The 9,762-nt window shown below is 41.1% G+C and carries 16 protein-coding genes and 1 tRNA gene; 2 read left to right on the plus strand and 15 right to left on the minus strand.

Annotated features, from left to right (window positions below; translation table 11 throughout):
• Window positions 1–22: 22 nt before the first annotated feature.
• Both Q0135_RS03255 and Q0135_RS03260 read right to left on the minus strand, forming a co-directional pair.
• Window positions 23–610 (minus strand): UPF0323 family lipoprotein, encoded by a 588-nt coding sequence (locus Q0135_RS03255; protein ID WP_297988187.1) that lies wholly within the window; start codon window positions 608–610, stop codon window positions 23–25.
• Window positions 607–1,245 carry a helix-turn-helix domain-containing protein gene (locus Q0135_RS03260; RefSeq protein WP_297988189.1) on the minus strand — a complete coding sequence of 213 codons (639 nt, stop codon included), beginning with the start codon at window positions 1,243–1,245 and terminating at the stop codon, window positions 607–609. Before Q0135_RS03260 ends, Q0135_RS03255 begins: the two co-directional genes overlap by 4 nt.
• A 247-nt stretch (window positions 1,246–1,492) precedes the next feature.
• Here Q0135_RS03260 and Q0135_RS03265 point away from each other — a divergent pair, with 247 nt between their 5' ends.
• Window positions 1,493–2,116, plus strand: coding sequence for a TetR/AcrR family transcriptional regulator (locus Q0135_RS03265; RefSeq protein WP_297897019.1), 624 nt, complete (start codon window positions 1,493–1,495; stop codon window positions 2,114–2,116).
• Window positions 2,117–2,451: 335 nt separating this feature from the next.
• The gene (locus Q0135_RS03270; protein WP_297988191.1) at window positions 2,452–3,792 is read left to right on the plus strand and encodes an FAD-dependent oxidoreductase; all 1,341 of its coding nucleotides are present in this window, start codon (window positions 2,452–2,454) and stop codon (window positions 3,790–3,792) included.
• Between the two features lie 206 nt (window positions 3,793–3,998).
• Here the strand turns inward: Q0135_RS03270 and Q0135_RS03275 are convergent, their stop codons facing one another.
• The 13 genes from Q0135_RS03275 to Q0135_RS03335 form a co-directional block, all read right to left on the minus strand.
• On the minus strand, window positions 3,999–4,556 hold the full coding sequence (locus tag Q0135_RS03275) for a hypothetical protein (protein ID WP_297988193.1): 558 nt from the start codon (window positions 4,554–4,556) through the stop codon (window positions 3,999–4,001).
• Window positions 4,557–4,660: 104 nt separating this feature from the next.
• Entirely contained in the window at window positions 4,661–5,029 is a 369-nt protein-coding gene (locus Q0135_RS03280; protein WP_297988195.1) for a hypothetical protein, read from the minus strand.
• A gap of 35 nt (window positions 5,030–5,064) precedes the next feature.
• Complete coding sequence (locus Q0135_RS03285) at window positions 5,065–5,547, minus strand: hypothetical protein (RefSeq protein ID WP_297988197.1); 483 nt, start codon at window positions 5,545–5,547, stop codon at window positions 5,065–5,067.
• Window positions 5,548–5,731: 184 nt separating this feature from the next.
• Complete coding sequence (locus tag Q0135_RS03290) at window positions 5,732–6,085, minus strand: hypothetical protein (protein WP_297988199.1); 354 nt, start codon at window positions 6,083–6,085, stop codon at window positions 5,732–5,734.
• A gap of 46 nt (window positions 6,086–6,131) precedes the next feature.
• Window positions 6,132–6,659 carry a hypothetical protein gene (locus Q0135_RS03295; protein WP_297988201.1) on the minus strand — a complete coding sequence of 176 codons (528 nt, stop codon included), beginning with the start codon at window positions 6,657–6,659 and terminating at the stop codon, window positions 6,132–6,134.
• Between the two features lie 13 nt (window positions 6,660–6,672).
• On the minus strand, window positions 6,673–6,987 hold the full coding sequence (locus Q0135_RS03300) for a hypothetical protein (RefSeq protein ID WP_297988204.1): 315 nt from the start codon (window positions 6,985–6,987) through the stop codon (window positions 6,673–6,675).
• A 94-nt stretch (window positions 6,988–7,081) separates the two neighbouring features.
• Window positions 7,082–7,444: a hypothetical protein gene (locus Q0135_RS03305; RefSeq protein WP_297988206.1), complete on the minus strand. Its 363-nt coding sequence runs from the start codon at window positions 7,442–7,444 to the stop codon at window positions 7,082–7,084.
• Between the two features lie 102 nt (window positions 7,445–7,546).
• Entirely contained in the window at window positions 7,547–7,951 is a 405-nt protein-coding gene (locus tag Q0135_RS03310) for a hypothetical protein (RefSeq protein WP_297988209.1), read from the minus strand.
• 104 nt (window positions 7,952–8,055) lie between these two features.
• Window positions 8,056–8,376 carry a hypothetical protein gene (locus Q0135_RS03315; RefSeq protein ID WP_297988211.1) on the minus strand — a complete coding sequence of 107 codons (321 nt, stop codon included), beginning with the start codon at window positions 8,374–8,376 and terminating at the stop codon, window positions 8,056–8,058.
• A 30-nt stretch (window positions 8,377–8,406) separates the two neighbouring features.
• Window positions 8,407–8,676 (minus strand): hypothetical protein, encoded by a 270-nt coding sequence (locus Q0135_RS03320; protein WP_297988213.1) that lies wholly within the window; start codon window positions 8,674–8,676, stop codon window positions 8,407–8,409.
• Window positions 8,677–8,911: 235 nt separating this feature from the next.
• Window positions 8,912–8,987: transfer RNA gene (locus tag Q0135_RS03325), tRNA-Val, on the minus strand.
• Window positions 8,988–9,149: 162 nt separating this feature from the next.
• Window positions 9,150–9,326: a hypothetical protein gene (locus Q0135_RS03330; RefSeq protein ID WP_297988215.1), complete on the minus strand. Its 177-nt coding sequence runs from the start codon at window positions 9,324–9,326 to the stop codon at window positions 9,150–9,152.
• Window positions 9,327–9,382: 56 nt separating this feature from the next.
• Window positions 9,383–9,762 (minus strand): DUF3137 domain-containing protein (locus tag Q0135_RS03335; protein ID WP_297988218.1); only part of this gene is annotated, 380 nt, incomplete at its 5' end.

The raw sequence follows: 9,762 nt of genomic DNA on the forward strand, positions 1-9,762 counted from the left end.
CGCCGTATATTTCAAAGCGCGCTTAGCCGCCGAAAAATCCGCCGCTCTTGCCGCTCTTGCTTCCGCCGAAAAATCCGCTCTTGCCACTTCGCGCCTTGGCGTTTTGCTGCTTTGCTTGATTGAAGCTATCGACGCTTCTAGAGTAGGCGCTCGGGCTTTTGTAGGCGGTTTGGCGCTGGCTTTGATAGGCTGGGTTGTTAAACAGCTTGCCGCCGATCCACGAGCCGATGATGGCGCCCGCGGCGCTTGCCAAGATCGCTTCGCCCAGGCTCATGCCGCCGCTGCTAAGCTGCGCGTTTTGGTTGGTTAAATTTGAAGTGCCGGCGTCGATTTTGGCGTTTTCTTCGGCAAGAAGGGCTTTGGTTTCCTCATCGCTTAAAATTCTCTCCGTGCCGTCGAGCGATTTTAAGATGATCTGGGTCTTTTCGCTCGGAAATTCCTCTAAAATTTTATATTTTCCCGGCGCGATCTCTTCGAGCCGCACGAGCGCGCCCTCTTGTAAGCGGACGTTTTGCTCCTGCTCCTTATCGTCGCAGCCCGCTAGCGAGCCCGCCGTAACGAGGCCGAAGCCTCCTGCTAGCGCGTATGCCGCGATTTTGCGTAGTTTCATTTTTTTCCTTTCAATGATTTTATATCTAAGCTTTGATTTATCAAAAGCTCGTTTCCCTCGACGCGGATAAACTCGCTCTTGCCGATGTTTTCGATGATTAGGCTTTGCGCTTTGAGGCGCTTTTTGCGTTTGAGCGATTTTACGAATTTTGCAAGGCTCGTCCATTCGCTACGATCGAAGGTTTTTTCTTTGATTTCGACATCGTAGGGTTTGGCCTCGCGGCTTTTGCTCGAAAGCAACGGTTTGTCGAAAAACGACAAAAAATACCTGAGCTTCTCGTCGCGTTCCTTATACATCAGCTTGATTTCATCTTTCGAGGCGATTAAAATTTCCTCTTTTTCTTTGTGAAGCCTGTCCTTATCGCTTTGCAGTGCTTCGATTTTACCTTTTAGCTCGGAGATTTCTTTGATGAGATAGTCGATGAAGCTTTGGGTACCAGCTGCGCCGCTGGCGCGCGAGCTTTTCGCAGAGCTTTGCAAAGCGGGCTCGCTTTGTTGCATTTCATCATCTAAAAGCACGTAGCGTACGCCTCCGCTTTCCTCGGCGCGCAAGGAATTTCTACGGATGCGGTTGTAGACGGCTTCTTTTGAAATACCTAAAATTTCGGCTGCTTCGCCGATTGAGACTTTTTTCATACAAAGATGCCTTTTAGCGTTTTAGGTAATTATTGCTAAATTTGCCTAAAATAGGCATTAAACGCTTCGTTTACGAAGATAGATTCCGCTTTACCGCAGCTGGTGCGCGATAAATTCCGCTCGCTTGCAAAAGCCGCGTAAAATTATTTTTTTGCTGAGGTTTTAAAATTTTAGCCCAATAATGTTGCTTAATTAAGTATATTTTTTATACACTTACAAAAAATTTTAGTATTTCAAAGGAGGCGAAATGCCCGAATCGCCTAAATATAAAAAATCCGAAATTCGCTGTAAGCTCATTTTAGATGCGGCGCTGGAGCTGTTTTTAGCCAAAGGTTACGAGGCTACGAGCTTAAGCGATATTATCGAGCTTAGCGGCGGCTCGCTATCGTCGGTTTATAAGTATTTTGATAACAAAGAAAGCCTATTTTTGCGCATCATCGAACTGCAAAGTAAAAAGCTCGACGAGCGAATGAACGAGCGCATGCGAATCAACAAAGACCTAAAATTGCGTGAGTATCTGCAGGAGTTTGCAGGGATTTATCTGGAGTTTCTTTTCGCTCCGGAGGCAATAAAATTCTATCGATTGATACTTTTCAGCGGCTTTAACGGCGCGCTTAGCGAGAGCCCAAAAATCTTTTTAAAAAGCGGCGTGCTAGGTTCACCGAATGCGCTAGATGAGTATTTGGCGGCGCATGCGGACGAGTTTGCGCCCGGACGCACGGCAAAAAGCCTAGCGCTATATTTTTGCTTTTTGCTTAGAGAGCCGCATTTTAGTAGGTTGCTGTTTTTCGACGAAAAGCTAAATTTTAAAGCGAGCGAGCTAATCAAGGACCGCATCGATATGTTTTTGCTAGGCGTAAAAAAGCGCTAGTGGTGGAATTTTACGGCGTAAATTCCGCGCTTTTTGCACCTTTAAATTTTATGAGCGGTTTGGGACTTGGATTTTGTAGCTTGGATTCTATCCGTTACCAAGCGCTATAAAATGCCACGTATCCCGCGCTTAAAATTTTAATTCTATCGATGCAAAATTTTTGAAACGATTAGAGCTGAAATTTTTATTTTCTGTATTAAATTCTGTGCCGAAGTTAGAATTTTGCCGTTAAATTTCGCGCCTCTTGCCTGCGCCTTTAAATTTGCGCCACGCAGATTTTAAATTTAATAAAACCTCTTATAATCCCGCGAAATTTTAGATCAAAAGGATAAAAAATGGATTATGATATCATCGTAATAGGCTTTGGCAAGGCGGGCAAAACCCTTGCCGCAAAATCCGCCGCGCTGGGCAAAAAGGTCGCTCTCATCGAGCGCTCGCCGCAGATGTACGGCGGCACCTGCATCAACGTAGGCTGCATCCCGACCAAGCGGCTAGTTACGGCGAGCAAGGAAGCAGGCTTCGTAAATTTCAGCGTGCTCGGAGAGTATTTCGTGCTGAGCATGCAGAAAAAGGACGAGCTCGTAGAGGCGCTGAGGGCGAAAAATTTAGCCATGCTAAAAGGTAACCCGAATATCGACGTAATCGACGGCGAAGGCTCATTTACGAGCGCAAATTCCGTGCGCGTGCTAAGTCCTGACGGACAAACGCGTGAAATTTCAGCAGGAACGATCGTCGTAAATACGGGCTCGAGGGAGGTCGAGCCTAGCTTTGAGGTAAGCTCGCAGATCGCTTATAGTAGCGAAGAAATTTTAAATTTAAAGATCCTGCCGAAGCATCTAGTAATCATCGGCGGCGGATTTATCGGGCTTGAGTTTGCCTCGATGTTTGCGGGATTTGGCTCGAAAGTAAGCGTGCTGATGCGATCGAAATTTATGAAAAACGAAGATGAGGACGTGGCTGCCAGCGTCAAATCCGCTCTGCAGGCCCAAGGCGTGGAGATTATCGAGGGCTGCGAGTTTTTGAGTTTAAACGATAGAGAGCTAAAATTTAACCTCGCGGGCGAGAGCAGGGTAGTCGCGGCGGATGCGTTTTTATACGCCCTTGGGCGTCGCGCGAATACGAGCGAGCTAAATTTAGCCGCTGCGGGAGTGCAGACGGACGCGCACGGCAATATCATCACGAATGAGCATCTGCAAAGCTCAGTTGCGAGCATCTACGCAGCAGGCGACGTGCGCGGCGGCGAGATGTTTACCTACACGAGCCTGGATGATTTTAGGATCATTTTTAGCGTGCTTTTCGGAGATGGCGCGCGCACTACGAAAAACCGCACGCCGCATGCAAGCGTGCTGTTTACCCGCACGCCGCTAGCTCGCATCGGTCTTAGCGAGCGTAAAGCAAGAGCGAGCGGGCGTGAGATCAAGGTGCTTAAGCTTTCGATGGCGGCGGTACCCGGCGCCAAAGTCGTAGCGCACGACGAGGGAATGATGAAAGCGGTCGTGGACGCAGCTAGCGGCGAAATTTTAGGCGCGGCGCTTCACTGCGTAAACGCGCACGAGATCGTTAATGAGCTGGCGATTGCCATGGCGCTGGGCGCAAAAGCGGACTTTTTCAAAAACCAAATTTTTACGCATCCTAGCATCAGCGAGGCACTGAACGATCTTTTCGGACAGTTTTAAATTTGAAATTTAACGGCGCTCGGGCTTAGCGATGCATGGGCGCCCTAGCTAGGCAATGTCCTACCCCAAGCGCCCGGAACAAATTGATCGTGAAATTTAATGCGCCGAGGCGAGTTAAATTTAGACTGGGTTAAATAATTTAAACCCTTGTCGTCCGCTTCTTTCTTGGATACCAAAGTTGGCTATAAAAGAAATGATTGAAATAGTTAATTGATAAAATATCCGCGTTTAGGAATAGTAAGATTACAATCTATTTGGCACTCGGTAAGAGTATACGGATAAAATTTCTTCTCGCAGTTTATACAGGCAAAAACGATTTTGTCCGTCGCTTCGTTTAACATAACTCTATAATCGCTAGGCGACCATTGCGGGCATTCGCACGCCAAGTCCAAATCCACGCTAACTACCAAGCTATCAAATACAATCGAGTTTAATTCCTCGTAGACCAGTCTTAAGCTCTTTTGATCTTTCAGCGCTTTAATTTTATTTATCAAGCGGTATCTGTCCGATTTGATGATCTTTGCGCCAAAGAGATCCTTCGCTTTTCCGTCGCCGTAAATCGATAGCTCGGTAGGATAATCTTTAAAATTTAACTTTAACAGCTCGTCCAAACCGCAACCGTCGTATTCTTTCATAAGAAACAAAATTTTATTTTCAATAAACCATGTCGCTATGCAGCAGCATACTTGCTCGGGATTAAAAGGATGTAGATTTAAAATTCTATTTTCTAACGATAAACACAAATTCCTAATTTTGGGCTGCATTATTTTATCCTTTATTTCTACCTATATCGACGATCTCGACAAAATTTTAGCCATCTTTTCTTTATACTTAATTTTATATTTAGAATTTCACAAATTTAATATCTTTATTTATCCCCAAATATCAAATAGGCTAAATTTCTATTCAAATTCCCATACGCAACTATCCAATATTCTCGTATGATATTTTTGATTTGTAAGTTATCGTCCAGAAAGTCGGCAAATATTTTAACCCTATCTTTGTCTACTGTGCCTAGCTCTTCATCCTCTTTCTCAAACGAAGCGACAATTAAATGCGACAGAGCAATCTTGTCGTGGAAATTTAATGTCTTGTCTTCTAGTAAATTTAGCATTGACGTAATTTTGCCGATATCTGCTAATTCTAGCTCCCAATCTTGCTCATCTCCCGTCGAATCTAACCCCAAAAGCTTATTTAATTTTATCGCGCTCTCTTTTCTTGCGAAATAATCGGTCATTTTATTATCCTTTATATATGTTTTTGTCGCGATATTTAGCCGACTGCGCTATCTAGCAGTTTCCTAGAATTTTGCAAAGCCCATACGAAATTTTCGAGCTCTACGCAGTCTTTTAATTCAAATCCAAAATTTAACAAACCTACCGATAGGGCGTCGCCATCTTTTATGACATGCGCTATTAGATTGCCTTTATGTTCTATACTCACTTTATTCTCATATCTTGTAAATTTAAAGATATTTTTCGAGCATCTTCCGTTTCTTTTTGAAAATTTCTCAAACTGCTCCGCAAAATTCGGTCTTTGATTCCCATCTTTTAGCCATAATCCCCCAGCATATAGCGCCCATATAAGCTCGTAAAAATTGATATTATGCTGAGTCTCGGTCGCAGCGACTAAAAGCTTATTTGTTTCATGGTTGATCTGTATTAAAGGCTCTCTGTCCATATGCCAAATCTCGGCTACTACTTTTTCTCTATCCGGCACGGAGGCAATTAAAAATTCAAATTCATTTTTTATCATATTAAAATCCTATTTTTTGTTTTTTACTACCTAATTTAATTTGAATGTTCTATCATTCGAGCCTAAATCATATTTACCCCATTCTTTTATGACATCTTGAGCTATACTTTTTATGCGGAATTCCTGCTCTTCTAAATTAAGCATCCATTTTTCTCCATAAATTTTTCTATTAAGCTTATCGTATCTAAATCAAATTTCTATCCATATCAAATATTTTGGGATAGTTTTTGTAGTTGATTTCGATGTAGTCGCCTTTTTTAAATTTTTTAGCTCGCGTAGATAAAACTTCTAAAACTACAAATTCAAATCCAAAAAATAGCTCATCCCATCCCTCTTCTCCTTCTTCGAGACCTGGATCGCAGCATCCTTCAAAATCATCATAAAATCTGACTTTATATATATTATTTTCATCAAACTCAATGATAAACTCTCTTTTATTTAGTTCATATATATTTCTCGCCAAATTTTTCATAATATCGCGTTCGTTGTCCGAAAATCTTAACAAAAAATTCTCGTAAATTTCCTTTCCGCTTGGCATCGTGTTCCTTTTTGCAGTTTAGCAAAGATTTATCCGCTTGTGCCTGTTAATCGACTTCTTGGCTATTGTATTTCGTACTCTCGATCTTTGCAAGCGTTAATTTCGCTAAAGGATTGACAAACATAGCGATACAATATTTATTATCGCATGTAATCACGCTTTGACGCTTATCTACTTTCATTGCGTTGGAACAATTCGGGCACATTACATAGCCTTCGCCCAAATCAACGCCAATCGGAAAATTTAGCCCTCTCTGCTCTTTCAAAAATCTAAAAAATTCCTCTTTTGAAATTTTGATATTAGAAAATAATCGAAAAATTTCTTCTGCCTTTTGCCTTATCTCGCCTTCTTTAAAAAATACGTTAGGAGCCTTTTTAAAATCTTCATCAAACTCAGAAAATCTACCCGTCATCATATCCAATTCTTTTAATGCCTGCTCTTCCGCTTTATTGGTTGCGCAATATTGCGATTCCAAATCATACATCTTATAAAATTCATCGCAAAACAGCTCTATATCGCACCAGTCGTATAGAAATCCAGCTATTAAATAATACAACTCTTCATTTTGCTGCATATTTCACCTCATTTTAAATTTTATCGCCATTTTTATTATTTACGCCTTTTAGAATTTCGCACAATAGATCATTTTCAACGGCATTTTTCTCATCTAATATTGATATGCCCATAGTTGTTGGAGTAATCTTAGATAAAAATAGATTTACAAGCTCTGTTTTTTCATCGATTCCGTATGACAATGTAACGATATCCAATAAATCGTGCCGCTCTATAAAACTATCAAAGATATCTTCTAATTGCGACGCTTTCTCTGCGTAGAAGAATATCCATTTGACGCCTATAAAAAAATCCGTTGTGATATTGCTAAAGATATCTATCTTATCCATAAAGTGCGATCCGATAAGCAAATATATATCCGAGCTGCTTTTAGACAAAGAGTCAAGCTCGCAAATAGAACCGATATTTTTGTAATTTAGCATTTTATTTCTCGCTCCCTTGTTTTTTTATCATCTTTAGCCACTCTTTTTCAAATTTATAGTATCTTTCAAGCTTTTTATTCTTTTCTATTTGATTCCACTTTTCTATCTCGGCATAATCTTGCAGCTCGCCTCCGCATTTAGGGCAAACACTTCTATCTTTAACATCCGAGAAATTATAAAATTTAAGACACCCTTTGCAGCGCATAAATTTAGGATAATATTTTATGCTTTTTTCAGGGCGAAATGCGAGATATAAAAAGAAAGCGCACGCCGCAAAGCATAAAATTCCTATGATGATACGCAGATGCGAGCTATCAAATTTTACCGATGCCATAAAGCCAGGTTTTATATCGACTTTCCCCAATAAAGCGGCCGCCAATCCCCATGTAAAAAAAGCAAAAAATCCGATTAATGCGAAAATTCTATTTAGCATTTTTATATATTCCTCGTATAACAAATCAAAATTTCATCGCTTTTTAAATTTACGCCTTTTGATCTTCGGAGTTTTAGCGCTTTGCTCGGAGGCGTTTCTTTTCCAGTAGTCGCCGTCATTATACTCCGTAAGCTTTTTGCCGCAGTCCGGGCAAATTTGATCCGTATCTTTGACATCCTCGTACATGTAAAATTTAAAGCAGTCCTTACACCACATATACTTCGGATATCTTTTTATGTTCTTTTCAGAGCGGAAGGCGAGGTAAAAGAAGCAAATACCCGCTATTAAAAATACAGTTGCGGGCAATACCCATAAAATACCCGCATCATCAAATTTAATATATTTCTCGCCTATCTTTATATTTTTATTTACTGCAAAAATTATAAGGTATAAAAAGAATACTACGCCAAGAAAAAAATAGCCGATTCTATCTGACATTTTGCTGCTTCTTTTCGTAGTGATCTGCTTTATTTATAACGTTTTGCGCCATACGCCTAACCCTTTAAATTTTATAGTTTTATCCGTGCTGTCATACGCAAATTTCATTCCGTAATGAACTGCCTATAAGGATCCGGTACCGTCGGATGTTTGGAAAATAGCAATGGCATATATTTGTAAATATCTACCATAACGATCTCTTGATACACATTATCTAGCCGCCAATCTATTTTATCGTAGTGCTTATTTTCATCATGCATATCTTCTATAAGGAGATCGCCATTTTTTATACCAAAGTTTATAATTAGATCGAGCTCCTCTAGCGTGTATCCCCAATCTATATGGAAAAATTTAAATACTACGGATATGATCCCGTCTCCTTCGATTGCAGAGGATAATAACTCTACAATGTGTTTCTCTCTCATTGTCGCCTTTTCTTCAGCATAAATTTCTCTTTATCGCTCGGTATCTTTTTGGATTATAAGTTCCGCCGAGCCCTCCTCAAGCGAATTATACTCATCCAGATGTATATGCGAATGTTTCGGCACGGAATCTTGCGCTAAAGTAAGCAAATGCCTGGCAAGAGATATGAGTCCGCTTTTATTTGCCCTTATAGTAACTTCGTTTCCTAAAGCATCGACAGAGATCACAAAGTCCTTTTCCCATTGTAGCTGCAGCCCCTTTTCTGCGCAGTAATCTAATGTTTTTATAACATACTGTCCCATATATCGCCGAGACTCCTTTCTAAATTTAATCGGTTGCCGATAAAAATTCATCTCATTGATCGGTTAATCGATCTCATAGTATTTCGGGAAAAATTATATCTAAAATAAAAATGAAAGATGTCGGAATAACTAAATTTTAAGACAGGTGCTGTGCGTGAAAAAGAAGTGATTAAAATTTTAAAACAATTTAAGCAGGAAGTAAAAATAAGTGATTATAACTTAAAAATAACTTAAATGGTGGTCCCGATTGGACTCGAACCAACGACTTCCACCATGTCAAGGTGACACTCTACCAACTGAGTTACGGGGCCAAAAAGAAACGGCAGTATATCAAAAAAATCTCTCAATAGCAAGCAAATTTTAATTTTTCATAAAATTCCGCCGAAATTCTATACAAGATTTCGCCGCGACTCAAAACCCTGTCGAAATTTCACGCGAAATTTCACCATCTTGCCGAAACCGCGCGCGGAATTTTATCCCGCTACTAAAATTCGCAATCCCACGCGAAATTTCATCCCATTACTAAAATTTTGCAATCCCGCGCAGAATTTTATCGCGTTCGCGCGGCGCTCGCTCGCTTTGCCACAGCAGCCTATTTCGCCCCGCTTTGTTTTATCTAGTCGCTTTGCTTCTACCCCGCCTCGCTTCATCTGCTCGCCTTGCCCTGTCTTATTTTGCTCGCTTGCCTCGCTCCGCCTTGCGCACGCTAAGACGTCCAAATTTTTTCATTCAGCTTTAGAATTTGTACGATTTGCAGCATCGCGTCCAGATCCGCCTTGATATCCTTTGCGATGCGGGCATTGAGTATCGGCTGATCCAAGCTTGGTTCGAAACTATCGGCACCGCGGGCTATCGCGATGTAAATTTTATTTTGCTTGAAGCTCAGCGAGATGTTCGATTTCACGAGCTGTTTAAGATATAAAATTTTCTCCATCAGCGCAGGCGTCAGAACATACATAACCGTCATTACGTCGTTTGCATAAATCGTAAAATTTTGATTGAAGTCCGTGTTATCTATTGGTATTTCGCGACCACCCAGTAGTTTGTACCGCAACTCAGACGGCGGCAGTGTCGTATTCGAGAAAA

The organism is uncultured Campylobacter sp. (assembly GCF_937981295.1).
Classification (GTDB): Bacteria; Campylobacterota; Campylobacteria; order Campylobacterales; family Campylobacteraceae; genus Campylobacter_B.

Excerpts from the sequence above, each read along its gene's own strand:
- Q0135_RS03270 (WP_297988191.1), top strand. The coding sequence starts at position 2,452 with ATGGATTATGATATCATCGTAATAGGCTTTGGCAAGGCGGGCAAAACC.
- Q0135_RS03300 (WP_297988204.1), bottom strand. The coding sequence starts at position 6,987 with ATGGATAAGATAGATATCTTTAGCAATATCACAACGGATTTTTTTATA.
- Q0135_RS03295 (WP_297988201.1), bottom strand. The coding sequence starts at position 6,659 with ATGCAGCAAAATGAAGAGTTGTATTATTTAATAGCTGGATTTCTATAC.
- Q0135_RS03315 (WP_297988211.1), bottom strand. The coding sequence starts at position 8,376 with ATGAGAGAGAAACACATTGTAGAGTTATTATCCTCTGCAATCGAAGGA.
- Q0135_RS03265 (WP_297897019.1), top strand. The coding sequence starts at position 1,493 with ATGCCCGAATCGCCTAAATATAAAAAATCCGAAATTCGCTGTAAGCTC.
- Q0135_RS03260 (WP_297988189.1), bottom strand. The coding sequence starts at position 1,245 with ATGAAAAAAGTCTCAATCGGCGAAGCAGCCGAAATTTTAGGTATTTCA.
- Q0135_RS03320 (WP_297988213.1), bottom strand. The coding sequence starts at position 8,676 with ATGGGACAGTATGTTATAAAAACATTAGATTACTGCGCAGAAAAGGGG.
- Q0135_RS03280 (WP_297988195.1), bottom strand. The coding sequence starts at position 5,029 with ATGACCGATTATTTCGCAAGAAAAGAGAGCGCGATAAAATTAAATAAG.
- Q0135_RS03310 (WP_297988209.1), bottom strand. The coding sequence starts at position 7,951 with ATGTCAGATAGAATCGGCTATTTTTTTCTTGGCGTAGTATTCTTTTTA.
- Q0135_RS03255 (WP_297988187.1), bottom strand. The coding sequence starts at position 610 with ATGAAACTACGCAAAATCGCGGCATACGCGCTAGCAGGAGGCTTCGGC.
- Q0135_RS03330 (WP_297988215.1), bottom strand. The coding sequence starts at position 9,326 with ATGAAGCGAGGCGGGGTAGAAGCAAAGCGACTAGATAAAACAAAGCGG.
- Q0135_RS03275 (WP_297988193.1), bottom strand. The coding sequence starts at position 4,556 with ATGCAGCCCAAAATTAGGAATTTGTGTTTATCGTTAGAAAATAGAATT.
- Q0135_RS03285 (WP_297988197.1), bottom strand. The coding sequence starts at position 5,547 with ATGATAAAAAATGAATTTGAATTTTTAATTGCCTCCGTGCCGGATAGA.
- Q0135_RS03290 (WP_297988199.1), bottom strand. The coding sequence starts at position 6,085 with ATGCCAAGCGGAAAGGAAATTTACGAGAATTTTTTGTTAAGATTTTCG.